Annotated in this window: 22 protein-coding genes; 6 read left to right on the forward strand and 16 right to left on the reverse strand. The window is 30.8% G+C overall.

What is annotated here, in order from left to right; all coding sequences use genetic code 11:
- Window positions 1-30: 30 nt before the first annotated feature.
- A complete protein-coding gene (gene maf, locus AEBR_RS01870; RefSeq protein ID WP_129086211.1) occupies window positions 31-579 on the reverse strand; it encodes a septum formation inhibitor Maf in 549 nt (182 codons plus the stop codon).
- Window positions 580-657: 78 nt separating this feature from the next.
- Between maf and AEBR_RS01875 the strand changes: the two genes are divergently transcribed.
- Both AEBR_RS01875 and AEBR_RS01880 read left to right on the forward strand, forming a co-directional pair.
- Window positions 658-1,935, forward strand: a complete 1,278-nt coding sequence (locus AEBR_RS01875; protein ID WP_129086212.1) for a tellurium resistance protein TerC — start codon at window positions 658-660, stop codon at window positions 1,933-1,935.
- A 1-nt stretch (window position 1,936) separates the two neighbouring features.
- Window positions 1,937-2,863 (forward strand): AEC family transporter, encoded by a 927-nt coding sequence (locus AEBR_RS01880; RefSeq protein WP_129086213.1) that lies wholly within the window; start codon window positions 1,937-1,939, stop codon window positions 2,861-2,863.
- Here the strand turns inward: AEBR_RS01880 and AEBR_RS01885 are convergent.
- The 4 genes from AEBR_RS01885 to alaS form a co-directional block, all read right to left on the reverse strand.
- Complete coding sequence (locus tag AEBR_RS01885; protein WP_206732652.1) at window positions 2,860-3,360, reverse strand: NlpC/P60 family protein; 501 nt, start codon at window positions 3,358-3,360, stop codon at window positions 2,860-2,862. The two genes, AEBR_RS01880 and AEBR_RS01885, sit on opposite strands and share 4 nt — an antisense overlap.
- A gap of 9 nt (window positions 3,361-3,369) precedes the next feature.
- On the reverse strand, window positions 3,370-3,828 hold the full coding sequence (locus AEBR_RS01890) for an NlpC/P60 family protein (protein WP_228712128.1): 459 nt from the start codon (window positions 3,826-3,828) through the stop codon (window positions 3,370-3,372).
- Between the two features lie 160 nt (window positions 3,829-3,988).
- Window positions 3,989-4,468: a hypothetical protein gene (locus AEBR_RS01895; RefSeq protein ID WP_129086215.1), complete on the reverse strand. Its 480-nt coding sequence runs from the start codon at window positions 4,466-4,468 to the stop codon at window positions 3,989-3,991.
- Window position 4,469: 1 nt separating this feature from the next.
- A complete protein-coding gene (alaS, locus tag AEBR_RS01900) occupies window positions 4,470-7,025 on the reverse strand; it encodes an alanine--tRNA ligase (RefSeq protein ID WP_129086216.1) in 2,556 nt (851 codons plus the stop codon).
- Between the two features lie 141 nt (window positions 7,026-7,166).
- Between alaS and trxA the strand changes: the two genes are divergently transcribed.
- The 4 genes from trxA to AEBR_RS01920 all read left to right on the forward strand — a co-directional run bounded on the left by trxA (window position 7,167) and on the right by AEBR_RS01920 (window position 11,938).
- On the forward strand, window positions 7,167-7,484 hold the full coding sequence (trxA, locus tag AEBR_RS01905) for a thioredoxin (protein ID WP_128981189.1): 318 nt from the start codon (window positions 7,167-7,169) through the stop codon (window positions 7,482-7,484).
- A gap of 150 nt (window positions 7,485-7,634) precedes the next feature.
- Window positions 7,635-9,041, forward strand: coding sequence for a DASS family sodium-coupled anion symporter (locus AEBR_RS01910; RefSeq protein WP_129086217.1), 1,407 nt, complete (start codon window positions 7,635-7,637; stop codon window positions 9,039-9,041).
- Between the two features lie 75 nt (window positions 9,042-9,116).
- On the forward strand, window positions 9,117-11,285 hold the full coding sequence (locus AEBR_RS01915) for a sensor histidine kinase (protein ID WP_129086218.1): 2,169 nt from the start codon (window positions 9,117-9,119) through the stop codon (window positions 11,283-11,285).
- A complete protein-coding gene (locus AEBR_RS01920) occupies window positions 11,282-11,938 on the forward strand; it encodes a response regulator transcription factor (RefSeq protein ID WP_129086219.1) in 657 nt (218 codons plus the stop codon). The genes AEBR_RS01915 and AEBR_RS01920 overlap by 4 nt, the downstream gene beginning before the upstream one ends.
- Here the strand turns inward: AEBR_RS01920 and AEBR_RS01925 are convergent.
- The 11 genes from AEBR_RS01925 to AEBR_RS01975 all read right to left on the reverse strand — a co-directional run bounded on the left by AEBR_RS01925 (window position 11,935) and on the right by AEBR_RS01975 (window position 26,927).
- A complete protein-coding gene (locus AEBR_RS01925; protein WP_128981181.1) occupies window positions 11,935-12,597 on the reverse strand; it encodes a response regulator transcription factor in 663 nt (220 codons plus the stop codon). The genes AEBR_RS01920 and AEBR_RS01925 overlap by 4 nt on opposite strands.
- Window positions 12,572-14,791: a sensor histidine kinase gene (locus AEBR_RS01930; RefSeq protein WP_129086220.1), complete on the reverse strand. Its 2,220-nt coding sequence runs from the start codon at window positions 14,789-14,791 to the stop codon at window positions 12,572-12,574. The genes AEBR_RS01925 and AEBR_RS01930 overlap by 26 nt, the downstream gene beginning before the upstream one ends.
- Window positions 14,792-14,865: 74 nt before the next feature.
- Window positions 14,866-15,888, reverse strand: coding sequence for a type II asparaginase (locus tag AEBR_RS01935; RefSeq protein ID WP_420370941.1), 1,023 nt, complete (start codon window positions 15,886-15,888; stop codon window positions 14,866-14,868).
- Window positions 15,889-15,990: 102 nt separating this feature from the next.
- A complete protein-coding gene (locus AEBR_RS01940) occupies window positions 15,991-17,292 on the reverse strand; it encodes an anaerobic C4-dicarboxylate transporter (protein ID WP_129086222.1) in 1,302 nt (433 codons plus the stop codon).
- Between the two features lie 34 nt (window positions 17,293-17,326).
- Window positions 17,327-18,727, reverse strand: coding sequence for an aspartate ammonia-lyase (gene aspA, locus AEBR_RS01945; RefSeq protein WP_129086223.1), 1,401 nt, complete (start codon window positions 18,725-18,727; stop codon window positions 17,327-17,329).
- A 335-nt stretch (window positions 18,728-19,062) separates the two neighbouring features.
- Window positions 19,063-19,794 (reverse strand): fumarate reductase iron-sulfur subunit, encoded by a 732-nt coding sequence (locus AEBR_RS01950; RefSeq protein WP_172658834.1) that lies wholly within the window; start codon window positions 19,792-19,794, stop codon window positions 19,063-19,065.
- Window positions 19,794-21,776, reverse strand: a complete 1,983-nt coding sequence (locus AEBR_RS01955) for a fumarate reductase flavoprotein subunit (protein ID WP_129088449.1) — start codon at window positions 21,774-21,776, stop codon at window positions 19,794-19,796. Before AEBR_RS01955 ends, AEBR_RS01950 begins: the two co-directional genes overlap by 1 nt.
- Before the next feature lie 10 nt (window positions 21,777-21,786).
- On the reverse strand, window positions 21,787-22,551 hold the full coding sequence (locus tag AEBR_RS01960) for a fumarate reductase cytochrome b subunit (protein ID WP_129088450.1): 765 nt from the start codon (window positions 22,549-22,551) through the stop codon (window positions 21,787-21,789).
- 161 nt (window positions 22,552-22,712) lie between these two features.
- Window positions 22,713-24,203, reverse strand: coding sequence for a fumarate hydratase (locus tag AEBR_RS01965; protein ID WP_172658835.1), 1,491 nt, complete (start codon window positions 24,201-24,203; stop codon window positions 22,713-22,715).
- 10 nt (window positions 24,204-24,213) lie between these two features.
- On the reverse strand, window positions 24,214-24,945 hold the full coding sequence (locus AEBR_RS01970; protein WP_172658836.1) for a fumarate reductase iron-sulfur subunit: 732 nt from the start codon (window positions 24,943-24,945) through the stop codon (window positions 24,214-24,216).
- The gene (locus AEBR_RS01975; RefSeq protein WP_129088449.1) at window positions 24,945-26,927 is read right to left on the reverse strand and encodes a fumarate reductase flavoprotein subunit; all 1,983 of its coding nucleotides are present in this window, start codon (window positions 26,925-26,927) and stop codon (window positions 24,945-24,947) included. The genes AEBR_RS01970 and AEBR_RS01975 overlap by 1 nt, the downstream gene beginning before the upstream one ends.
- Between the last annotated feature and the right edge of the window lie 4 nt (window positions 26,928-26,931).

A 26,931-nucleotide genomic window follows, 5' to 3' on the forward strand; every position in this document is an offset into this window, starting at 1 on the left:
AGGTTTGAAACCTTTTCTAAATAGTTGAAATTAATTTAAAAATACTTTTAATTTCTCTACACAAAGTCCCATGGCTGTACTTTCATACCCTTTTACATCTAATATATAGGGTTTACAAAAACCTTCAACCATAATAGCACCTGCTTTTCCATAACATTTTTTAGAACTTATATAATCTTCAATATCTTTTTTGTCAAACTCTTTGAATTTATAAGTAGTTATTGAGATATCTATTAACTCTTTTTTCTTGCTTTTATATATCATACAAGTGATAACCGAGGTTTCACTTCCACTTTGAAGATTTAACATTCTTCTTGCATCTGCCTCATTTTTAGCTTTTCTAAGAAGCTCCCCTTTTGAAGTTACAACAGAATCTGCAACAAGAAGTGGCATATCTTCAACTCCATACTTCTTATAAAGTTCATTATATTTACCTAATGTTGCCAAATATACAAAAGATTTTGGATTTTTTGTGCTTATAGAATCTTCATCAAAATCTCCACCATTTTGTATAAACTCTATTTTATGATTTTTTAGTATAAGTGCTCTTGTTTGTGAATTAGAACCAAGTCTTATCAAGCTTTTCCTTTTTTTATATCTTAAATTATTTTATCAAAGCAAGAGAAAAAATGAACTAAATTTATGTATAATTACCAAATGAATTTATCACTATTATCTGGCATTTTGATTTTTGCCTCTTTTTTAATTACTATTTTTAGTTACTTTTTTTTAAATGAGCTTTTTATCTTTTCAGGTATTTTTGCTTGGTTAGCACTAATCCTTTTATTTAGAAAAGTATCAAATATAAAACTTTTGATTTTATTACTTGGTCTTTCATTTGCAATATTTCTTTTTTGTATGATAAAAAATTTTCAAATAGATTTTGCGAGGGCAATTTTAGTAAATCAATATCTTCTTACTCTTTTAATAGGTGTAGGTTTTTTAAGACTTATTGCAACACCCAAAAATGAGAATATAAAAGAGCTTCCCACAGGAAAAAACTCTTTTATTAAAACCTATTGGGGAGTTCATCTTTTTGGTTCTGTTATTAATCTCTCTTCTCTTATTTTAGTTGCAGATAAACTATATAAAAGAGCTTCTTTATCAAAACTACAAATTATTCTTTTAACTAGAGCCTTTTCAACAGATGCCTATTGGTCGCCTTTTTTTGTTGCTTTTGCTGCAGCAATAACCTATGCACCAAACCTAATGACTTCTAAAATTCTAGTAATAGGAATAGTTTTAGCAGTAACTGCTTTTTTTATAACCTTAAGAGAGTTAAAAGATTGTGATTTTAGTGAGTTTAGAGGTTATCCAATGCAGTTTGATACGCTTCTTTTACCATTTTTATTGGCTATTTTAGTTTTAGTTACCAATCATTACTATCCAAATCTAAAGGTAATTCTTTTAATTTCTATGTTTTCAATACTTTTAACAAGTCTAATTTTACCCTTTAAAGTTGGAATAAAAAATGCTATAAAAAATCTAAATTCCCATGTAACTACAGAACTTCCTAAAATGAAAAATGAGATTGCACTGTTTCTAGTTGCAGGGATGTTTGGGGTTAGTGTTAGTAGTTTATTAATGGGATATAATATTGATTTTCCTTTTAAAAATTTTGATGCTTTTGCTGCATCAATAATGCTATTAGTTTTTATTTTAGTTTCATTTATTGGAATACATCCAATTATCTCAATTGCAATAGTAGGTAACTGGACAATGGATCTAAATCATACCCTATTAGCTGCAACATTTTTAATGTCTTGGTCAACTTCAGTATCAACTTCTCCCTTTAGTGGAGTTAATCTTACAATGCAAGCAAGATATGATTTAAATGCAAAAGAGATATTTAAAACAAACCTTCCTTACGCCTTTAAGATGTATATTTTTTGTGTTATAATCCTTTTTCTTTTAGCCAAATATTTAGGAATATAATTTGAATGTTTTATTTATTTTACTTGGAAAAATTTTCCCTTTGTATCTTACAATTTTTGTGGGATTTATCTTAACAAAATATTTCAAAGTAAAAAGAGAGCAGATTGCCTTTTTACTAATCTATATTTTAGGACCAGTGGTAATATTTTTTGCTGTTTTATCAATTGAAATAAATCTCCAACTTGTCTTTTTACCAATGTTTATTTATATTTTTGGAAGTTTGATTGCTTTTTATATTTTGTATAAATACAAAAATCAATGGAAAGATGCAAGTGTAAATACTTTAGCCTTTACTTGTGGTACAGGAAATAGCGGATACTTTGGTATCCCTTTGGCTATGATTTTGCTTGAACCAAGTGTAGCAAATATCTTTATTTTTGGAACTTTAGCTTCTATTTTATATGAAAATAGTACAGGTTTTTTTGTAACAGCAAAAGGGAGTTTTACTGCAAGACAATCAATTATGAAAGTTATAAAACTTCCAGTACTTTACTCTTTTATTGCAGGAATTATATTTAATATTTTGGGATTTAGAACACCTGAAGTTATTGTTCCATATTTTGAGAATTTTAAGTGGGCATATGGACTTTTAGGAATGATGATGCTTGGAATGGGAATGAAGGGTTTTAATATCCATGAGGATTTTGATAAAAAATATATAAAAATTGCATACTTCTACAAATTTATTTTTTGGCCTGGAGTTGTTTTGGCAATAATTTTTATAGATAAAAATTTTATAAACTTTTTAAATGAAGATATTTATAAAGTGCTATTTTTATTCTCTATTATTCCACTAGCTGGAAATACAGTGACTTTGGCAATTTTATTAAAAGCAAAACCTGAAAAAGCCTCTTTTACTGTTCTTTTATCAACACTGATTTCAGTTATATATATACCTGTTGTTTTGGCATTATATGGTGGATTTTAGAAGATTACTCTTCTAGAAGTCCAGTAAGTTTTTATATAAAAAGGTTTATCAAGACTTGTAAGTTTTACACCTTTTATTGAAGCGTGCATAAATCTTCCATCTCCAACATATATTCCAACATGTCTATCTATTTTACTTGTTTTAAAGAAGATTAAATCTCCCTCTTCAAGCTCTGATTTATCAATTTTTTCACCAATTTTAACTTGATTTGTTGTTGTTCTTGGAATATCTAAATTAAACTTCTCTTTAAATAATCTTTGGGCAAAAGCAGAGCAGTCAATACCTTTTTTTGTTGCTCCACCAAACTTATATTTTACATTTTTCCATTCATTGTAAAATGACATTAATGACTCTTGAATATACTCAGTATCAGTTAATGTTTGCTGTGTTGTCTTATGATTACTTAATGTTTCTGCAATCTCATTTGATTTATTTGAGATACATCCTGAAAATAGAGTAATAATAGATATTAGTAGTATAAATTTTTTTAATTTCAAATATTTCCTTTAGTATAGAACTCTTCGTATCTCTTTTATATGTTTTGAGTAGTATGGGTTATTAATTCGCGAGATTATTACCCCTTTTTTAGTTGAGACATGCATAAATTTTCCATCTTTTAAATAGATTCCCACATGATTTGTTTTAAATCCAGTCGAAAAGAAAATTAAATCTCCAGTTATTAAACTATTTGTATTTATCTCTTCTCCAACTTCAAGCTGTAAAGCTGTTGTTCTAGGAAGATTTAAATTAAGTTTTTCTTTAAAGGTTCTTTGTACAAAAGCAGAGCAGTCTATTCCTTTTTTAGAGTAGCCTCCATATTTATACTTAACACCTTTCCAATCTTTGTATTGGGTAATTAAATTATCATATATTTTATTGTAATCTAAATTTGCACTTGGAGTAGTTTTTGGTGCTGTGGTTATATTACCACTATTAAAAGAGCAACCTTGAATCAATAATAACAATAGAAAAAATAAAAAATTAGAAATGTAATTTTTCACTAAAATACCCGATAAATTGAAGTTTTAAGAAAATTTATTGTAACTTAAAATCTCTTAAGATAAAAATTTTTAATAAAGAAAATAAAATAAGAGTTTGTTTTAAACAAAGCTCTTATTTCAAGGTTTACATTCCTCTTAGGGTAATACCAAAGTAGATTGCCACAAGACCTAAAACTATATTTAGAGGAATAAAATATTTTGCAATTATTACAAGGTTATCTTTTGCTAAAGTTATATTTCCCTCATCAAAAGCAGCTTGTGCATTTTTTCTTTTTCTAAATATTATAATAAAAACCAAAGTCATAACTGTCCAAATAGCCTCTTTTGCAATTACAAAAGAGTATAAAGGTGTTCCTTTAAATCCAAGTGCTATTATCATTATAATTGCAGTTAAAAGAAGAAGAACTATAGAAGGAATTACCATATTAAAAAATCTTCTAAGATTTTCTAAGGTTCTTCCAATTTTTACTTTAGGTTCTTCAATCTCTTGCATTGAGTAGTGTACTGCAAATCTAATTGCAATCATTCCTCCTACCCAAATTACAGCACTAAATACATGAAGAAAAACAATAATTGATGAAAAGTTATGAAATAGGTTTTCCATTTTATAGATTTTCCTTTGCAAACTCTAAAGCAGCTTTTTTTGCTTCCTCAATTTTTGAAACATCTTTACCACCCGCTTGTGCGAAGTCTGGTCTTCCACCACCACCTCCACCAACAATTGGAGCAATAGCTTTGATCCAATCACCAGCTTTAACACTACAATTTTTAGAACCAGCTACAAGCATAACTTTGTCACCTTTTGCTTGAATAAGCATTATTGCAACTTTGTCATTTCCGTTTTTATAGTCATCAACTATTTTTTTAATATCGCCATTGTTCACAATGTCAACTACAACTTTTATATCTCCAATCATCTCTTCAGTAATTGGTGCAGATATAGAGTTTTGTGCCTCTTCAAGCTCTCTTTTAAGCTCTTTTATTTGATCTTTTAGTTTTTTAACTCCAAGAATAATATCACTGTTTTTAAGCTCATTTTGTAGTTCATTTACTTTTGTAATATACTCTTTTGTATATTTAATAGCAGCAAGTCCACAAACTGCCTCTATTCTTCTAACTCCAGCACTAACTCCTGACTCTTTTGTTATATAAAAAGAACCAATATCTTGAGTATTTCTTACGTGTGTTCCTCCACAAAATTCAACAGAGATTCCTCCAAAGCCAACAACTCTTACCATATCTCCATATTTCTCTCCAAACATAGCTATGGCACCTTTTTTCTTAGCCTCTTCAATAGGTAACTCTTCTACACTTCCAGGTAGACCTCTTATAATCATAGAGTTTACTAAGTCTTCAACCTCTTCAATCTCTTCATTTGTCATAGCTTTTGGGTATGTAAAGTCAAATCTTAATCTATTTGAATCATTTAAAGAACCAGCTTGTGAAACTGTATCCCCAAGTACCATTTTAAGTGCACTTTGAAGTAGGTGTGTTGCACTATGGTGTTTTGCAACTTCCCATCTATTTACAACAACAGCAGAAACAGCTTCACCAACTTTTAGATTAGATTTTTCAACTTTAATTTTTGATAGGTTTAATCCATGAAATTTTTGAGTATCTTTAACTATAGCAATATGTCCTTCATCTTCTAAAGCACCAATATCACCTGTTTGTCCACCACTTGTAGCATAAAAAGGAGTTTTGTCAAGCATTACCCAACCACTTTGTCCTTTTTCAAGAGCTTGAACTTCATTAAAACTCTCATCTAAAAGGGCAACAATTTTACTCTCAAATGTTGTAGTATTGTAACCTACAAATTCATTAATACCATATTTCTCTATTAATGTTTTAAAATCACCTTCCGTTGCACTATCTCCACTACCTTTCCAAGCAGCTTTTGCTTTAGCTTTTTGTAAAGACATTAACTCTTCAAATTTTTCAACATCAACTTTTATATCTCTGTCTCTTAACATATCTTCTGTTAAGTCTAAAGGGAAACCTTTTTCATCATATAGTTTAAATGCAATCTCTCCTGAGAATAGATCTTTAGTATTTTTAAGCTCTTCATTAAATAGAGTCATTCCCGAATCAATTGTTTTGAAAAATCTCTCTTCTTCTAAAGTCAACTGCTCTTTTACATAACTTTTTTGTTCAACTAATTCACTATAATGAGACCCCATAATATCACAAAGTGTATCATATAGTTTTGCCATAAATGGTTCTCTAAATCCAAGTAAATAACCATGTCTTACAGCTCTCCTCATAATTCTTCTATTTACATAAGGTCTTCCTTCATTTCCAAAAAGAATACCTTGAGATAGCATAAATGAGTTTGCTCTTAAGTGGTCTGCAATTACTCTATATGAACCTATAGTTTCAGAAGTTGCTTCTTTTTCTGCTAACTCTTCAAGTTTTTTGATTATAGGTTGAAAATTAGATGAATCGAAGTTATTAAAAACTCCCTCTTTGATTGCCATAACTCTTTCTAGTCCCATACCTGTATCAATTGAAGGTTTTGGAAGAGCAGTTAAAGTTCCATCACTGCTTCTTTCATACTGCATAAATACTAAGTTCCAAATCTCTAGAAATCTATCACCATCTCCACCCATTTTATCTTCAGGACCATTGAAGTGTTCTTCTCCTTGGTCGTAGAAAATCTCTGAACATGGTCCACATGCACCTGTATCTCCCATAGACCAGAAATTGTCTTTGTCTCCAAATCTCATTATTCTTGAAGGATCAATATGTTTAGACCAAATCTCAAAGGCTTCATCATCGCTATCATGAACTGTAACCCAAAGTTTTTCAATTGGAAGTGCAAGATTCACTGTTACAAACTCCCAAGCATATGCAATTGCATCCTCTTTGAAATAATCTCCAAAAGAGAAGTTTCCTAACATCTCAAATAGAGTGTGGTGACGTGCAGTGTACCCAACATTTTCTAAATCGTTATGTTTCCCTCCTGCTCTAACACACAATTGACAAGATGTTGCCCTTGGATTAACTGGTCTAGGAACAGCTCCTGTAAAAATATCTTTAAATTGAACCATTCCTGCATTTGTAAACATTAAAGTTGGATCATCAGGAACAAGTGGCATTGATGAGATTACCTCATGTCCTTTACTCTTAAAAAACTCTAAATACTCTTTTCTAATATCCATATAAACTACCCATATTAAATTTGGCAATATTCTAACTAAAATTTTATTTATGCTAGATTAGGGTATATAAAGATACAACTTGATTTAAGGTTTAAACAGTATAATTTTGTGTACGTACATTTAAAAAAAAAGGAAATAAAGATGGGTAAATATATAGATTTAACTCCTGAAAACTTTGATCAAGTAACTGGTTCTGGTGTATCATTAGTAGATTTCTGGGCTCCATGGTGCGGACCTTGTAGGATGATTGCTCCCGTAATTGAAGAATTAGCTGGTGAGTTTGAAGGTAAAGCTAATGTTTGTAAAGTAAATACTGATGAACAACAAGATTTAGCTGTAAAATATGGAATTAGATCTATTCCAACTATTATTTTTATGAAAGATGGTGAAATAGTTGATCAAATGGTTGGGGCTGCATCAAAGCAAGCATTTGTCGATAAAATCAACTCTTTGTTGTAATATTAAATATAGAGAATAATTTTTGAGAGGAACGAAGTTTAGACTTTGTTCCTTTTTTTTTGAAAAAAAAATGTTTTTTTAAAATGCCACACTAATGCCACATAGATGAAATAAGATTTCACTATAAGAATTTAATTAAAAGGATAAGTTATGAGCAATAATGTAAAAATGGCAATTCCAATTCTGGTTGCAGTTTTTGTAGCACTTCTTCCAACACCTGAAGGATTAGCAGTAAATGCACACTACTTCTTTGCAGTGTTTTTAGGAGTTATCGTTGGTTTAATTTTGGAGCCTATCCCACCTGCATTAATAGGTATGATTGGGGTTGCTTTTTGTGCTGCGTTTGGTCTTGTAGGAGATAGTGCAAAAGCAGCTAGAAGTTGGGCTCTTAGTGGTTTTTCAAATGGAGTTATCTGGTTGATTTTTGCAGCATTTATGTTTGCTCTTGGGTATAAAAAATCTGGGCTTGGTAAACGTATAGCGCTACTTTTGGTTAAAAAACTAGGTAAAACAACACTTGGACTTGGTTATGCTGTGGCATTTGTAGATGGTATTTTAGCTCCATTTATGCCTTCAAATACAGCAAGAAGTGCGGGTACAATTTTCCCAATTGCTATTAACATTCCTCAAATGTTTAATTCATTACCAGATAATGAACCAAGAAAAATAGGTTCATATATCTCTTGGGTAGCAGTTGCAGCAACTTGTGTTACAAGTTCAATGTTCTTAACTGCACTTGCACCAAATTTACTTGCAGTATCTTTGGTTGAGAAAAACGTTTCAGTTGCAATTGAATGGGGTACTTGGTTTACCTCATTAGCAGCTATTATGGTTCCTCTATTCTTATTGGTTCCTTATTTAGCATATATTATCTATCCACCTGAACAAAAATACTCTCCAGAAGCTCCAATTTGGGCATCAGAAGAGCTAGAAAAAATGGGTAAAATCACAACTAAAGAGATTTTGATGTTATCTCTTGGAATCTTAGCTTTAGTTATGTGGATTTTTGGTAAACAAATAGGAATTGATAGTACGGTTGCAGCGATTGTTGTATTATGTTTGCTCGTTCTTACAAATGTTATCTCTTGGGATGATGTAATCACAAATAAAGGTGCATTTAATGTACTTATTTGGTTTGCTACTTTAGTTGCTATGGCTGATGGTCTTAAAAAAGTTGGATATTTAAAATGGGCATCAGGATTAATTTCTAGCTGGCTTACAGGATTAGATCCAGTTACAATTGGTATAGTGTTATTGATACTATTCTTCTTGTTCCACTATCTATTTGCAAGTGTTACAGCACATGTTGTTGCATTACTTCCACTGTTCTTAGGAATTGCAGCAAATCTATTGCCACCTGATATGATTCAACCAATGGCAATATTATTAGTAGGTTCTTTAGGGCTTATGGGGATTATCACTCCATATGCAACAGGACCATCTCCGATATGGTATGGTGCAGGCTACATCTCACAAGCAACTTGGTGGATGTTAGGTGCAGTATTTGGAGCTATCTTCCTAGGTGCACTAGTTGTACTTGGGTTCTTCCTTCTATAAATTATAGAGATATAAAAAGTGGTACCTTTTAGAAGATGCCACTTTTTTAATATAAACTCAATTATAATAACTTTTATGAAGAAGTTGTTTTTATTTTTAATTTTTCAATCTTTTTTGTTTGCAAACAGTTCTATACTGATTATAAATTCATATCATAAAGGTTATGAATTTAGTGATAAAATAATAGCAGGGATAGAAAAAGTTCTTTATCCTAAGACAGATATAGACATAAACACTTTATATATGGATTCTAAAAGAGTTACTTCCCAAGAGTATTATGATAGTTTGAAAAAACTATATAGAGTTCAGCTAAAAAATAGAAAATATGATTTGGTAATGGCTATTGATAGATTTGCCTATGATTTTGTGTTGGATATCTATAAAGATTTTTTTAATAATAAACCCATTTTGGCTGTAGGAATAGAGAATTTTTCATATGAAAAAGCAAAAAGATTTGGTGTAGAAAACAGAGTTTCGGCACTTCTTGAAAGAAGAGATTTACAAGGAAATGTAGATATTATTCGTACAATTTTTCCTAGCATGAAAAAACTTTATATAATCAATGACAAAAGTTTAAATGCTCTTCATACAGAACCTTTAATAGATGAGTTAATTCAGAGCTTTAACGGGAGTTTTGAATTAAGTTATTTAAAAGAGGATAATTTAGAAAACCTAATAAAAAGATTCTCCAAAAGGGATGAAACAACTGCAGCATTGTTTATAAGATTTTATAAAAATAGTAATGGAGAATTAAATAAAAATCAAGCAATTTCAAATTTTATTAAAAATGCAAAAATACCAATTTTTGTAACAGACTCAATTTTTATAAAAAAGGGTGCAACTGGAGGAAAAATTATAGATCTCTTTAAATTTGGTGAAAAGTCTGGAAAAATGGCCCTTGATATTTTAGAAGGAGAACCACATAAAATTGTTGTTTCAGATGATTTGCAGTATGTTTTTGATTCCACAAAATTAAGCGAGTTTACCCTTCCTGTAGATGCTTTAAAAGTTCCTTATACCTTAGTTAATAAAAGGGTAACTTTTTATGATAAACATAGAGGATTTATCAACTTTGTTTTTACAATTTCACCTTTTTTAGTTTTTCTTATTTTGGGACTTGTTCATAATATATATATGAGAAAAAGAATTGAAAAAGATTTAAGAAAGAGAATAGAGTTTGATGAGACTCTTTTAAATGCAATAGATAGTCCAATTTTTTGGGAAGATTCAACAGGTATAATTGTAGAAGCAAATAACAATTTTTGTAAATTATTAAAAGTGGAGGGTAAAACTTTATATGGAAAGAAACTTGAAGATTTTAAAGAGTTAGATAGTGTTAGAAAGATAATTGAAATTTTAGAAAATTATAGAAAAGATGTAAATGAAAATTATGAGTTTAAGTATATGGATGATAATGCTAAAACTAGAATATATCTTTTAAAACAAGAAAAATTCAAAGATAAAAAGAGTAATTCAGAAGGTTTTGTTACAATTTTTACTGATATAACAAAAGAAAAAGAGATTATTTTAGAACAACAAAAAAATAGACAGTTTGTTATTCAACAGAGTAAATTAGCAGAGATTGGAGAAATTTTCTCTTCAATTGCCCATCAATGGAAATCACCACTTGTTGAGATAACTGCAATTGCACAAGAACTTTTTTATACAAAAAGTTGTAAAGAGATAAAAGAGGATGATAGCTTTGTAAAAGATATTATGAATCAAGTAACATATATGACTGATACAATTAATGATTTTCAAAAATTTATAATGCCTTCAAATAAAAAAATCAGTTTTAATATTGAAGATGCAATAAAATCGATGCTTCATATTGTTCGTCATAATATGAAGTATAATAATATAAAAATAGACCTTGAGATAAAAGAGAATACAAATCTTAATGTATATGGATACAAAAATGAGTTTATGCAATCAGTTTTAAATATACTTAATAATGCAAAAGATGCATTACTTAGTAAAGACTACAAAAACAGAAGAATAGAGATTAAAATTTTTAATCAAAATAATTTGTTAATTATAACTATCAAAGATAATGCAGGTGGAATAAAAAATGAGAATCCGTATAAAATTTTTGAACCTTATTTTACAACTAAAGAGGATGGGCATGGAATAGGTCTTTATATGACTAAAGTAATTATCGAAGATAAAATGGATGGGCAGATATTTGTTAGGAATGTGGAAGATGGCGCAATATTTACTATAAAATTAGGACAAAGAATATGAAAATTTTAATTCTTGAAGACAACGACAGATTATCAAATGTGATGAAACAAGCTTTAGTTTCAGAGGGATATAAAGTAGAGTGTTTTAATGATGGTGATAAGGCTTTGGAAGCATTAGGGAATGGTTATGGATGTTTTATTTTAGATATAAATGTTCCAAATTTGGATGGTATTACTATTTTAGAATATATTAGGATGAATCATTCCCAGACACCTGTAATAATTGTTAGTTCTAATCATGATTTAGAGAAAATACAAAAATCTTATGAAACAGGTTGTGACGATTATCTCAAAAAACCTTTTTATATTTTTGAACTTATCCAAAAAGTAAAAAAATTATGTAGTATTCAAGGAAGATATTTACAATTTGATGAAGTTTATAAGTATGATCTGCAAAATCACTTTTTATATAAGGATGATAAAGAGATAGAACTTACTAAAAAAGAGATTCTTTTTTTAGAACTTTTTGTAAAAGATTTACATCATTTGGCAACTTATGAGGAGATTGAAGAGTATGTTTGGGAAGGCGAAGAGACAAACCTTATAAATATACGTACAATGATAAAACGTTTAAGGAAGAAACTTCCTAAAAATGGAATAACAATTGTCAAAGGAATGGGATATTCCTTAAACAAAAGTACAAAAATTATTTAAAGTTCTTTTTTAATATTTTTTGCATTCATTGAGTATCCTACCCCTTTAACAATCTTAATTGCCTCTTCAGGTATTTTTTTTCTTATTCTTTTAATTAGTGCTCTAATATTTATCAAAGATGAGGGTTCTCCCTCCCAAACATACTCTTCAATCTCTTCAAAACTAAAAGTTCTTTGAATATCTTTTGCCAATAATTCAAGGAGTAAAATCTCTTTTTTTGCCAATGTCACCTCTTCATTATCTTTCATTAAATATCTTTTTTGATAATTAAAAATAAACCCATTTCCTAAATCTAAAAGATAAGATTCTGTACTACAAAGTTTTTGAACTTTTTGGATAAGTTCATACATAAAAAAAGGTTTTTTGAGATAATCGTCACAACCTGTTTCATAAGATTTTTGGATTTTCTCTAAATCATGGTTTGAACTAATGATTATTGTTGGAGTATCTTTATGAAACATTTTTATTGATTCTAACACCGAAATTCCATCTAAATTTGGAACATTTATATCTAAAATAAAACATCCATAGCCATTTGATATCTTATCTAATGCTTCTTCTCCATCATAGATACAATCAACTATATATCCATGTTTTCCCAAAGCATTTTCTATTAGTTTACATAATCTTTCATTATCCTCTAAAACTAGTATTTTCATTGTATGTCTCCAATTGTATAGTAAGTATTGCACCATCATTTGCATTTGAGGCTTTTATTTTTCCACCCATTTTATCTTCAATAATTACTTTTGCCATATAAAGTCCAATTCCATGTCCATTTTTTTTAGTAGTAAAATATGGATTAAAAACTTTATTTATATGTTTTTGAGGTATTCCTCCACCATTATCTTGAATCTCAATTTGAACTAAGTTATCTATATTTTCTATATTTATATTGATTACTCCTTTTCTTGAATCTTCTTTACTTTTTAGTTTTATAATAGCATCTTTCGCATTATTTACTATGTTAAGTAGAGTTTGCATTAATTCATTTTTATAACCTAAAATCATCAGATTTGTATTAGGTTTTACTTCTACTTTTACAGTAATATAATTATATTTCATATTGTGTCTAATTATTTCGAGCATCTCATGTACAGATTCACTAATATCAAAGATTGATTTTTTGGTTGATGGCATAATAAATTTTTGAAAACTGTTAATTGTTTCAGTCATGTATTTTACTTGAAACATAATATCATTTACATATTTACTATTAACTTCATCTATTTCTCCCTCTTTATTGTATAACTGCTCTTGGGCAATTGTTGCAATTTCTACTAAAGGAGATTTCCATTGATGGGCAATTGAAGAGAAAATTTCACCAATCTCGGCTAATTTACTCTGTTGAATTATAAACTCTTGGTTTTTAGCTCTCTCTTTAATTGCTTGTTTCTCTTTTGTAATATCTGTTAATACTGTAACTGTTCCACGTGTTTGATAAATATCTTCCACATAGTTTTCTTGGTTTATTAAATAACTTCTCTCTTTCCCTTTATTATCTTTTATAACTAGTTGATTCTCTCCCAAACTTTCATCAAAAAAAGGCTCTAAAGTTTGTTTTATAGGTATGTTTTTGTAATATTGCATACATTCAGAAAAAGTTGTTTTTTTACATTTTGATAGAAAGCCCATAAACTCTTTAAATTTTGTATTATATTCAACAATATTTCCGTAATTGTCTTGCCATACAATAGGACTATCAATAGCATTTAATAGAATTTTATCCAATTGAATTCTTTGTTGAGATATTTTTGATTTTTGTATTCTTAAAAAAAGATTGTGTATTAGTCCCAAAATCAACAAAACAAGAAAAGGAGATACAACAAAAACAGTATCAATAAATTTTCTATATTTTTCAAAAAATGATTTTGGAGCATTTATATAAGTGAATTTTACTTTTAATAGTTCTGGTTTGATTCCAAACTCTTTACATTTATTATAGTCAAATATAAAATCATAATCTTCGTGGATTCTTGTAAAAGGAGTTTTTAGTTTTTTATTTAAGATATTTAAAATATCATCTCCTGCACTTTTACCTAAGCTATTAATATCTACTAATTTTCCTCCCACAGAACCTTTGTTTATAAAAAGAGTATCTGTTGAAAAAACAGGTATTTTACAATTATCTATCATAGTTGCAATCTCACTATTTTTGTATAGCTCACCATATTTGTCATTGTAAAATCTGATAAAAAATATAGCTTCATTTTTTTTATAAACTGAAAATTTTTTTGTAAGATCATCTATCGTTGATTCTCTTATATATTCTATTTTAATATCTTTATGCAAATTTTCTATGGCATTTGTTATAAAAGGATCACTGTCATCCCCATTTTTACTTCCATCATTTATTATATATAGTTTTTCTAATTTAGGTATCATTTTGTAAATATAAGTTGTCATCTCTTCTATAGCTCTTCTTTCAAGCAGACCTGAAACTTTATCTTCTAAATTATATTTTTGAACCTCTTGTTTGGAATATTGTTCAATTCCAATAAAATATACAGGTTCAGTGGTAAATAGTTCTTTATAATTTTGTAATACAAATTCATAAGCAAATTTGTCAATAGCAACTACTAAATCATATTTTGATTTTTCTAATTGAACTAGATATAGTTCTTTTAATTCTTTATAATATTTTGTTGAGGCGATTCGTTTTGAATCCATATATAAAACATTAGCATTTATTTTTGTACCATAAAAGACTTTTTCCATTCCATTTATGATTTTGTCACTCCATTCAAAACCTCTGTGGTAGGAGTTTATAATAAGAATATTTGGATTTTTAGCAAATAGTGAGATATTTGTTAATAGTAAAAAGGTAAAAAGTAGGAAAAATTTTTTCTTCATTATATATCCCTTCGATAAAATTTTGTATTTTATCTAAATATATAAAAGAGAGAAGTAAATCTCCCTTTTATTAATTAATATTTAAAAAACATCTCTTGAAGTTTTGCTCTATTATGAGTTTTTGTTAATCCTAACATCAATAGAACTCTTGCTTTTTGTGCATTTAAATTGTCAGTTACAATGAAACCATTTGCTTCATCATCAACTTCACCATGAAGATTTGTTCTTCCTGTTCCTACTCTTGAAGTTCTTGCTACAATAATTCCATCTTTGCTAGCAATTGAAAGAGCTTCTTGTGTTCTAGGGAACAGATTTCCATTTCCCATACCAGCATGAACTATACCTTGTGCACCAGCTTTAACTGCTGCTTCTACTAATACAGCACTATCATTTGCATGTCCATAAAGAATATCAACTCTTGGTAAACTATCAATTTTTTCAATATCAAATTCACTATCTATAGTATTTTTTCTAAGTGGTTGCATATAGTAATGTACATCTCCATAATAAACAGTTCCTATTTTTCCAGTATTAACAGAAGCAAAAGCGTTTACAGAAGAAGTGTTAGTTTTAGTAACTTCTCTTGCTGCATGGATCTCATCATTCATTACAACTACAACACCTTTGTTTTTACTTGCATCAGAAATAGCAACACTTACAGCATTATATAGATTTAGAGGCCCATCAGCACTCATAGAAGAACCTGATCTCATTGCACCAACGAAAACAATTGGTTTTTTTGATTTTACAGTTAAGTTTAAAAAGTACGCAGTAGCTTCCATTGTATCAGTACCATGAGTAATAACAACACCATCTACAGAATCTTTTTTTAGTAATTCATTTACTCTTTTTGCAAGTTTTAGCCAAACTTCATTTGTCATCTCTTGTGAACCAATATTTGAAATTTGTTCACCTTTGATTGTTGCCATTTTATTAATATCAGGAACGGCAGCTAATAATTTATCAACAGTTACAGCACCAGCTGAATATGCACTTTTTACAGAAGATTCACCTGATCCTGCAATTGTTCCTCCAGTTGCAAGAATTGTAATATTTGGTTTTGCCATCAAAAATGAAGCACCTACTAATGTTAACATTGTAATTTTGCCTAAAATATTTTTCATCGTTTTTTCCTTTTTATAGATTTTGTTAATAGAAGAAGATACCTTTAAAATATCTTCTTCCTACAGATTCAAGTTTTATAAAATCATTCCACCTAAAATAAATCCAAAAATTACACTTAATGTAATAGCTAAAACACCTGGAATCATAAATGGGTGATTAAATACAAGTTTACCAATTCTTGTTGAACCTGTATCATCCATCTCAACAGCCGCCAATAAAGTAGGGTATGTTGGTAGTACAAATAGTGCACTTACAGCTGCAAATGAAGCAATCGCTGTTACAGGATCTACACCTAAAGCAAGAGCTGCAGGCATAAGAGCTTTTGTAGTTGCTCCTTGAGAATATAAAAGCATACTTGCAAAGAATAGTGCAACAGCTAACATCCATGGATATTGATTTAATAAAGTACTTGCTAAATCTTTGATTTCATTTAAGTGAGCACTAACAAAAGTTGTACCTAACCAAGCAACACCAAGTACACAAATACAAGCACTCATACCAGATTTAAAAGTAGAAGCACTAATGATTTTTCCTGTATCAACTTTACAAAAAATAGCAATAAGAGTTGCACAAGCTAACATAAATACCATGATTGCTTCATTTCTAGGAAGAGAAGGATCAACGATAATTCCTACTTTTTTACTAATTAAAGTTGCATAAGTAACAACTGAAAGAATAGTAACTACAAAAATAGCAACAGATAATTTAGCGCCTTTTTTGATTTCAACTTTGTTTTCACCTCTTAATTTAACAAGACCTTTTTCAAGTCTATCTTGATAAACAGGATCATCTTTTAACTCTTTACCTAAAAAGTTACTAACAAAAGCAGTAATCATACAAGCAGCATAAGTAGTTGGAATACAAATTGCTAAGATATCAATATAACCAACACCTAGAGGTTCTAAAATACCACTTAAGAAAACAAGAGCTGCAGAGATTGGTGAAGCAGTAATTGCGATTTGTGATGCAACAACTGCAATACCTAAAGGTCTTGAAGGTCTAATACCTTGCTCTTTTGCAACTTCTGCAATAACAGGAAGTGTTGAGTAAGCAGTGTGTCCAGTCCCTGCCAAAATTGTCATAAAATATGTAACTGTTGGAGCTAAATATGTAATATGTTTTGGGTTTTTTCTTAAAATATTCTCTGCAATTTTAACCATATAATCCAAACCACCAGCAACTTGCATTGCAGCAATTGCAGCAATAACTGACATAATGATTAGAATAACATCAATTGGAATACTACCTGGGGTTAGTCCGAAGAAGAGGCATAGGATTAATACTCCTAGCCCTCCCGCATAACCGATTCCAATACCACCCATACGAGCACCTAAAAAGATTGCGCCTAATACAACGATTATTTCTAAACCTAACATCTTCTTCTCCTTTTATTTGGTTTTTTATTAAGAGTTATTTGATTAATCTTGGTTTAATCATATTCTCTGGTTTAATAATGTCTTCAAGTTCTTCTTGTGTTAAAAGACCTCTTTTTAGAACAATGTCATAAACTGATTGTCCACTATCTAATGCCTCTTTTGCCACAGAAGTTGAATTTTCATAACCAATATGTGGGTTAAGCGCAGTTACTAATCCAATTGAATTAACAACTAAATTTTTACAATGTTCTTCATTTGCAGTAATTCCACAAATACATTTTTCTGCAAGTGTTTCAAATGCATTTTTCATCATATTGATTGAATTAAATAAGTTGTAAGCAATTACTGGTTCAAATACATTAAGTTGTAGTTGACCACCTTCACTAGCAATAGTAATAGTTACATCTGTTCCAATTACTTGGAAAGCAACTTGATTTACAACTTCTGGAATAACTGGATTAACTTTACCTGGCATAATTGATGAACCTGGTTGCATTGCAGGAAGATTAATCTCATTTAATCCTGCTCTAGGACCACTACTTAAAAGTCTTAAGTCATTACAAATTTTTGAGATTTTTGTAGCGATTCTTTTTAAAACTCCTGAAATTTGAACATAAGCTCCAGTATCTTGTGTAGCTTCAACTAAATCTTTTGCAGTTTTAAATGGTCTTCCTGTTACATCTTGTAATTTTTGTTCAACTAAACGAGCATATTCTGGGTGAGAGTTAATACCTGTACCAATTGCAGTTGCCCCTAAGTTCATCTCTCTTACAAGTTGTTGACACTCAAATAATCTTTGAATATCTTCTTCAATCATTGTTGCAAATGAGTGAAACTCTTGCCCTAATGTCATTGGAACTGCATCTTGAAGTTGAGTTCTTCCCATTTTGATAATATCTTTAAACTCATCAGATTTTTTACTGAAAGAGTTTTTAAGAATTGTCATTGAAGAAGCTAATTCGTATAGTTTTTCATATAAAGCAACTCTAAATGCAGTTGGATATGCATCATTTGTTGATTGAGATTTATTTACATCATTGTTTGGATGTAAGAAAGCATACTCACCTTTATTGTGACCTAAAATCTCTAAGCTTCTATTAGCAATAACTTCATTTGCATTCATATTAATAGAAGTTCCAGCTCCACCTTGAATCATATCAACAATAAATTGATCATGTAAAGCTCCAGCAATAATCTCATCACAAGCTTCGCAGATTGCATTTTTTTTGTTTTCTTCTAATAAACCTAATTCATTGTTTGCCAATGCACAAGCTTTTTTTACTTTAGCAATTGAAGTAATAAATGTAGGAAACTGAGAAAGTGTTACTCCTGTGATATTAAAGTTTTCTTTCGCTCTTAATGTTTGCACACCATAATAGACTTCATTTGGAATCTCTCTGTCTCCAATTAAGTCGTGTTCCATTCTTACAGTCATTTTATATCCTTTTTTAGTTTATTTAAATGAATCTTAAATATTTAAACTAAGATTTATTTTTTATTAAAAGAATTTTAATCCTCTAAAATGAACTAAAAGTGATGTTTTTTATAAATTAATACTTTATATGAATAAATATTCAGTTTTTTGAAAAATTTTTGATTTTTAGAATAAAAAAAAGCCTTAGATTAAAATTCTAAGGCTTTTTTGGGGATAGTTAAATTTATTATAAGAAGCTAATTGTGTTTTTCTTTTTTCTTTTTTTAATCTCCTTTTCTAATTAGATTTGAATAAAATTAAAACTTTTTTCATTTAAGTTTCATTCACATATTTTCTTACGAACCTTTAACAGTAGCAAGTTTTCTTCTCATATAAGCTATTTTGTTTTGTAAAGGTAAATGTTTAGGACAAGTATCTTCACAACCTAATAGTGTCATACAACCAAATATACCATTGTCATCACCAACTAACTCATAATAATCATCAATCGTTCTTTCATCATGTGGATCACACTCAAATCTAGCAACTCTATTAAGTCCAACCGCACCAACGAAATCCTCTTTAATAAGTTTAGTACCACATCCAGCAACACAACATCCACACTCAATACATCTATCAAGTTCAAATACCGCATCCGCAACTTCAGGCTCAACAGGCTCCTCTATATTTGCAATATCAATCTCTTTTGATGAATGGATCCAAGATTCAACTCTCTTACTCATAGCATCCATCCAAACACCAGTGTTTACAGATAAATCTTTAATAAGGTTAAATGTAGGAAGAGGTAGTAAAATAATCTCATTTGGCAAATCTTTTGTTAGTGTTCTACAAGCTAACTTTGGTCTACCATTAATCATCATAGCACAACTACCACAAATTCCTGCTCTACAAACAAAGTCAAAGCTAAGACCTGCATCTAGCGTTTCTCTAATTTGTGTAAGAGCAAGATAGATTGTCATACTATCTGCTTCTTTAATTTTATACTCTTGGAAATAGGCCTTTACTGAACCATTACTTTTTTGTTGTGGGTCGTATCTAAGTACTTTTATTGTTAATTCTCTAGCCATCATTTATCCCCTAATCTTATATTTACTCTTTTATATTCACTTTGCAATTCAAACGGCATTAATGCTTCTTGAATCTCATATCTATCTTTACCTTCTGATTCCATTTTTTCTCTAATCTCATCAACCTCTTGTTGTCTTATCGCACTTTGAGGATTCTCTATTAGGTTACCTTTTGCTCCATAACCTCTAAACCCTGGAGGAATCTCCATTTTCATAATATCTAATGGTTCATACTCAACAGTTGGCATTAAATCTCCCTCTTTCCAAGAAGTAAGAGTTCTTTTTAACCAATTTGCATCATCTCTTTTTGGATAATCTTCCCTTGTATGAGCTCCCCTTGATTCGGTTCTATCTAATGCCCCTTTAGCAACACAAAGTGCTACTTTTAACATCATTGGAACTCTATATGCCTCTTCTAATTCAGGATTCGCACTAAGTTGTTTATTTTTAACTGCTACATTTTTTGATTTAACATACAATTGTTCTAACTCAGAAACAGCTTTTTCTAAACCTTCACCATCTCTAAAGATACCAACATACTCTTGCATAATTCTTTTCATTCTGTTTTTAATTCTAAATACATCTTCACCTGTATCTTTTGAAACAAGCTCTTTCATATAAGCCTCTTTCTCAAATACAAATTTTTCTATAATTTCTGTTTTAATATCAATTTGATTTTCGATACAGAAATCTGCAAAGTAGTTACCAACAATCATACCTGCAACAACTGTCTCAGATACTGAGTTACCACCAAGTCTATTGAATCCATGCATATCCCAACAAGCTGCTTCACCTGCACTAAATAAACCTTTTAAAGTTGGAGATTCCCCTGTTGGTTTTGTTCTAATTCCACCCATTGAGTAGTGTTGCATTGGGTGAACTGGTGCCCAACCTTTTCTACCTTCATCTGCTGGGTCAATCCCTGCAAAGTATTCACAAATCTCTTGTACATCTCTAAGGTTTTTCTCAATATGTTCTCTACCTAAAATAGAGATATCTAACCAAAGGTGAGTTCCATATGGTGACTCTACACCTTTCCCTTTTCTCATATGTTCCATCATTCTTCTTGAAACAACATCTCTACTTGCAAGGTCTTTTTTCTCTGGTTCATAATCTGGCATAAATCTATGACCATCTTTATCCCTTAGAACTCCACCATCTCCTCTACAACCTTCTGTTAATAAGATTCCTGATGGGAAAAGTGGAGTAGGGTGAAATTGTACAGCTTCCATATTTCCAAGTTTTGCAATACCTGTCTCTAAAGCAATAGCTGTACCAATACCTTCACAAATAACTGCATTTGTAGTGATTTCATAGATTCTTCCATAACCACCTGTTGCAATTAATGTCCCTTTTGAAACATATGCAGCTATCTCTCCTGTGATTAAATCTCTTACAATAGCTCCATAACATCTATTCTCATGGTGAATTAATGCAATTGCCTCTTTTCTATCTTCAATATTTACATTTAATCTTAATGACTCATTTGCAACTGCAAATAACATTGTATGTCCTGTCGCATCTGAGGTATAACAGGTTCTCCATTTTTTTGTACCACCAAAGTCTCTTGAATTGATAAGTCCATGTTTATCATTATCTTCAAAGATTGTTGTTCTTTTTGTATTGATAACTGCTTCGTGATTACCTCTTTTAATTCTTGTCCAAGGCACACCCCATGACGCTAACTCTCTAATCGCTTTTGGTGCAGTTGTAACAAACATTCTTGCAACCTCTTGGTCACATCCCCAGTCTGAACCTTTTACTGTATCTGTAAAGTGTACATCTTCGTTGTCACCTTCACTCATCTTTGCATTACCTAAAGAAGCTTGCATCCCACCTTGTGCAGCAGCACTATGAGATCTCTTAACTGGAACAAGGCTTAAAACTGTTGTACTTAAACCTTTTTGTGCAGCAGCAACAGCAGCTCTTAATCCTGCTAATCCTCCACCAATAACTAATGCATCACAATATTTAATTTTCATAGTTACACCTTTACTTTGTTATTTCTATTGAATTATTTGGATTATATTTCATTGGAAGATGATCAGCTCTTTCAACACCAATTTTAACGTATGTAAGTAATGTCGCAACTCCTAAAGCTAAAAAGAAGATACTTACAAATTTTTTTGCTTTAATCATTTTTTGTCTAGTCTCTTTAGGATTCTTACCATCAAACCATCCCCATTTCATTGCAGCTCTGTATAGCCCAATTGACCCATGTAATTCAACACAGATAAGAAGAACCATATATAAAAGCCACATATTCTCACTTACTACTCTGTGTGAACTTGCATATGGCCCAATATTTTCAGGTTGAGTAAACATAATATAAAGGTGAATCATAGCTATGAACATCATTATAAAACCACTAATCCATTGAAACATCCACATTGATGTATCTGAATGTTTCATCATTTTAGAGTGTTCTCTTATTTTTAAATAAGCTTTATATGAAGTTGGAAACTTTCTAACACCTAAAATTGCATGAACTATAAAGATTATAGTTACTATTGCAACAAATACGCTTACTATAATAGGTAAGCCTCCATCAAAAATGAAATCCAATTCAAACATTTTTGTTACTGTGTACATTGTTTTTTCACCAAATAATATTGTTGATACAAAAAACATATGTGCCATCATAAAAATCGCAAGTAGTACACCTGAAGCAGTTAATGCTTTATCTAATGTTGCTGGTGTTCTACTCTTCTTCCCTTCAGAGGTAACCCCTGTATAGGCTTCAATAATTTCTTCCATCTATTCTCCTTCGTTAGAATTATTATTTGGGAAGTATATATGAGGAAAATGACTTTAATGTGATTTTTTTGAATTTTTTTAATTAATTTTTAAATATAAAGATATATTTAGAATAGAGACTGTTTTTAATCCTAAGGGGAATCCCCTTAAGACTAATTATTTTAGATAGTTCTCCATTTAGCTGGACCAGTAGTGTGAATAGAATTACCCTCAGTGTCAACAGCAACAGTAACAGGCATGTCTTTTACGTCAAACTCGTAAATAGCTTCCATACCAAGCTCTTCAAATGCTAATACTTTTGCATCTTTGATTGATTGTGAAATTAAATATGCTGCTCCACCAGTTGCAATTAGGTACATTGATTTATACTCTTTGATTAAATCAATTGTTGGTTGCTTTCTCTCAGCCTTACCAATCATACCCATAATACCAATCTCCATCATATCTTTTGTAAATTTATCCATTCTTGTAGATGTTGTTGGTCCCGCTGGTCCAACTTTTTCATCTCTTACTGGATCAACTGGTCCAACATAATAGATAAATCTATCTTTTAGTTCAACCCCATTTGGCAATGGTTTATTAGCATTTTTATATTCAACTATTTTTTTATGGGCTGCATCTCTTGCAGTTAAGATTTTTCCACTTAATAACAGAGTATCACCTGATTTAAACTCTTGAAGTTTCTCTTTTGTTAAATCCTCTATATTTACTCTTTTAATTGTATCCATAGGTAGTTCAATATCTGGCCACAAATCTAAATCTGGTTTATTAAATTTAGCTGCTCCATTCCCATCTAATTCAAAGTGGATATGTCTTGTTGCAGCACAGTTTGGAATCATTGCAACTGGCAATGATGCTGCATGACATGGGTAATCTAAAATTTTAACATCTAATACAGTTGTAATACCACCAAGTCCTTGTGCTCCAATACCTATTTTATTAATATCTTCATATAGTTTAAGTCTTAACTCTTCTAAAGCATTTTGTGCACCTCTCTCTTTTAGTTCATGAATATCAACATGACCCATCAAAGACTCTTTTGCCATAAGCATTGCTTTTTCTGGATTACCACCAATACCAATTCCTAAGATTCCTGGAGGACACCATCCTGCTCCCATATTTCTTACATTTTCCATAACCCAATCATAAATAGAGTCAGATGGATTTAACACAGCAAATTTAGATTTATTTTCACTTCCTCCACCTTTTGCTGCTACTGTAAACTCTATTTTATCTGAGTTATCAATACTATAGTGAATTACTGCTGGTGTATTATTTTTTGTATTTTTTCTTTCACCTGCTGGATCACTTACTATTGAGTATCTTAAGGTATTATCTGGATGTGTATATCCTTGAGCTACACCTGCATTTATAATATCTTCTAATTCATTTGTTATATCAAGCTCGGCTTTTGTTCCTATTTTTACAAATACATTTACACTCCCTGTATCTTGACACAATGGTCTATGTCCCATTGCACACATTTTTGAGTTTATTAATATTTGTCCTATTGCATTTTTTGCAGCTTCACTCTTCTCTTTCTCATATGCTTCTACCATCCCTTTTACAAAATCCTCTGGGTGGTAGTACGAAATATATTGTACTGCATCTGCTATACTCTGTTTTATATCGTTTTGTGTAATTTTTCCCATTTTTTTCTCCTTACGAACCTTGCACAGTAGCAAGTTTTCTTCTCATATAAGCTATTTTGTTTTGTAAAGGTAAGTGTTTAGGACAAGTATCTTCACAACCTAATAGTGTCATACAACCAAATATACCATTGTCATCACCAACTAACTCATAATAATCATCAATCGTTCTTTCATCATGTGGATCACACTCAAATCTAGCAACTCTATTAAGTCCAACCGCACCAACGAAATCCTCTTTAATAAGTTTAGTACCACATCCAGCAACACAACATCCACACTCAATACATCTATCAAGTTCAAATACCGCATCCGCAACTTCAGGCTCAACAGGCTCCTCTATATTTGCAATATCAATCTCTTTTGATGAATGGATCCAAGATTCAACTCTCTTACTCATAGCATCCATCCAAACACCAGTGTTTACAGATAAATCTTTAATAAGGTTAAATGTAGGAAGAGGTAGTAAAATAATCTCATTTGGCAAATCTTTTGTTAGTGTTCTACAAGCTAACTTTGGTCTACCATTAATCATCATAGCACAACTACCACAAATTCCTGCTCTACAAACAAAGTCAAAGCTAAGACCTGCATCTAGCGTTTCTCTAATTTGTGTAAGAGCAAGATAGATTGTCATACTATCTGCTTCTTTAATTTTATACTCTTGGAAATAGGCCTTTACTGAACCATTACTTTTTTGTTGTGGGTCGTATCTAAGTACTTTTATTGTTAATTCTCTAGCCATCATTTATCCCCTAATCTTATATTTACTCTTTTATATTCACTTTGTAATTCAAACGGCATTAATGCTTCTTGAATCTCATATCTATCTTTACCTTCTGATTCCATTTTTTCTCTAATCTCATCAACCTCTTGTTGTCTTATCGCACTTTGAGGATTCTCTATTAGGTTACCTTTTGCTCCATAACCTCTAAACCCTGGAGGGATCTCCATTTTCATAATATCTAATGGTTCATACTCAACAGTTGGCATTAAATCTCCCTCTTTCCAAGAAGTAAGAGTTCTTTTTAACCAATTTGCATCATCTCTTTTTGGATAATCTTCCCTTGTATGAGCTCCCCTTGATTCAGTTCTATCTAATGCCCCTTTAGCAACACAAAGTGCTACTTTTAACATCATTGGAACTCTATATGCCTCTTCTAATTCAGGATTCGCACTAAGTTGTTTATTTTTAACTGCTACATTTTTTGATTTAACATACAATTGTTCTAACTCAGAAACAGCTTTTTCTAAACCTTCACCATCTCTAAAAATACCAACATACTCTTGCATAATTCTTTTCATTCTGTTTTTAATTCTAAATACATCTTCACCTGTATCTTTTGAAACAAGCTCTTTCATATAAGCCTCTTTCTCAAATACAAATTTTTCTATAATTTCTGTTTTAATATCAATTTGATTTTCGATACAGAAATCTGCAAAGTAGTTACCAACAATCATACCTGCAACAACTGTCTCAGATACTGAGTTACCACCAAGTCTATTGAATCCATGCATATCCCAACAAGCTGCTTCACCTGCACTAAATAAACCTTTTAATGTTGGAGATTCCCCTGTTGGTTTTGTTCTAATTCCACCCATTGAGTAGTGTTGCATTGGGTGAACTGGTGCCCAACCTTTTCTACCTTCATCTGCTGGGTCAATCCCTGCAAAGTATTCACAAATCTCTTGTACATCTCTTAGGTTTTTCTCAATATGTTCTCTACCTAAAATAGAGATATCTAACCAAAGGTGAGTTCCATATGGTGACTCTACACCTTTCCCTTTTCTCATATGTTCCATCATTCTTCTTGAAACAACATCTCTACTTGCAAGGTCTTTTTTCTCTGGTTCATAATCTGGCATAAATCTATGACCATCTTTATCCCTTAGAACTCCACCATCTCCTCTACAACCTTCTGTTAATAAGATTCCTGATGGGAAAAGTGGAGTAGGGTGAAATTGTACAGCTTCCATATTTCCAAGTTTTGCAATACCTGTCTCTAAAGCAATAGCTGTACCAATACCTTCACAAATTACTGCATTTGTAGTGATTTCATAGATTCTTCCATAACCACCTGTTGCAATTAATGTCCCTTTTGAAACATATGCAGCTATCTCTCCTGTGATTAAATCTCTTACAATAGCTCCATAACATCTATTCTCATGGTGAATTAATGCAATTGCCTCTTTTCTATCTTCTATATTTACATTTAATCTTAATGACTCATTTGCAACTGCAAATAACATTGTATGTCCTGTTGCATCTGAGGTATAACAGGTTCTCCATTTTTTTGTACCACCAAAGTCTCTTGAATTGATAAGTCCATGTTTATCATTATCTTCAAAGATTGTTGTTCTTTTTGTATTGATAACCGCTTCATGATTACCTCTTTTAATTCTTGTCCAAGGCACACCCCATGACGCTAACTCTCTAATCGCTTTTGGTGCAGTTGTAACAAACATTCTTGCAACCTCTTGGTCACATCCCCAGTCTGAACCTTTTACTGTATCTGTAAAGTGTACATCTTCGTTGTCACCTTCACTCATCTTTGCATTACCTAAAGAAGCTTGCATCCCACCTTGTGCAGCAGCACTATGAGATCTCTTAACTGGAACAAGGCTTAAAACTGTTGTACTTAAACCTTTTTGTGCAGCAGCAACAGCAGCTCTTAATCCTGCTAATCCTCCACCAATAACTAATGCATCACAATATTTAATTTTCATAGTT

The sequence above is a fragment of the Halarcobacter ebronensis genome (genome assembly GCF_013201825.1).
GTDB classification, from domain to species: domain Bacteria; phylum Campylobacterota; class Campylobacteria; order Campylobacterales; family Arcobacteraceae; genus Halarcobacter; species Halarcobacter ebronensis.

Bases quoted from the DNA above. Each gene is read 5' to 3' on its own strand.
- AEBR_RS01875 (WP_129086212.1), top strand. From the start codon at position 658: ATGAATTTATCACTATTATCTGGCATTTTGATTTTTGCCTCTTTTTTA.
- AEBR_RS01895 (WP_129086215.1), bottom strand. From the start codon at position 4,468: ATGGAAAACCTATTTCATAACTTTTCATCAATTATTGTTTTTCTTCAT.
- alaS (WP_129086216.1), bottom strand. From the start codon at position 7,025: ATGGATATTAGAAAAGAGTATTTAGAGTTTTTTAAGAGTAAAGGACAT.
- trxA (WP_128981189.1), top strand. From the start codon at position 7,167: ATGGGTAAATATATAGATTTAACTCCTGAAAACTTTGATCAAGTAACT.
- AEBR_RS01910 (WP_129086217.1), top strand. From the start codon at position 7,635: ATGAGCAATAATGTAAAAATGGCAATTCCAATTCTGGTTGCAGTTTTT.
- AEBR_RS01915 (WP_129086218.1), top strand. From the start codon at position 9,117: ATGAAGAAGTTGTTTTTATTTTTAATTTTTCAATCTTTTTTGTTTGCA.
- AEBR_RS01920 (WP_129086219.1), top strand. From the start codon at position 11,282: ATGAAAATTTTAATTCTTGAAGACAACGACAGATTATCAAATGTGATG.
- AEBR_RS01925 (WP_128981181.1), bottom strand. From the start codon at position 12,597: ATGAAAATACTAGTTTTAGAGGATAATGAAAGATTATGTAAACTAATA.
- AEBR_RS01930 (WP_129086220.1), bottom strand. From the start codon at position 14,791: ATGAAGAAAAAATTTTTCCTACTTTTTACCTTTTTACTATTAACAAAT.
- AEBR_RS01935 (WP_420370941.1), bottom strand. From the start codon at position 15,888: ATGTTAACATTAGTAGGTGCTTCATTTTTGATGGCAAAACCAAATATT.
- AEBR_RS01940 (WP_129086222.1), bottom strand. From the start codon at position 17,292: ATGTTAGGTTTAGAAATAATCGTTGTATTAGGCGCAATCTTTTTAGGT.
- aspA (WP_129086223.1), bottom strand. From the start codon at position 18,727: ATGACTGTAAGAATGGAACACGACTTAATTGGAGACAGAGAGATTCCA.
- AEBR_RS01950 (WP_172658834.1), bottom strand. From the start codon at position 19,794: ATGGCTAGAGAATTAACAATAAAAGTACTTAGATACGACCCACAACAA.
- AEBR_RS01955 (WP_129088449.1), bottom strand. From the start codon at position 21,776: ATGAAAATTAAATATTGTGATGCATTAGTTATTGGTGGAGGATTAGCA.
- AEBR_RS01960 (WP_129088450.1), bottom strand. From the start codon at position 22,551: ATGGAAGAAATTATTGAAGCCTATACAGGGGTTACCTCTGAAGGGAAG.
- AEBR_RS01965 (WP_172658835.1), bottom strand. From the start codon at position 24,203: ATGGGAAAAATTACACAAAACGATATAAAACAGAGTATAGCAGATGCA.
- AEBR_RS01970 (WP_172658836.1), bottom strand. From the start codon at position 24,945: ATGGCTAGAGAATTAACAATAAAAGTACTTAGATACGACCCACAACAA.
- AEBR_RS01975 (WP_129088449.1), bottom strand. From the start codon at position 26,927: ATGAAAATTAAATATTGTGATGCATTAGTTATTGGTGGAGGATTAGCA.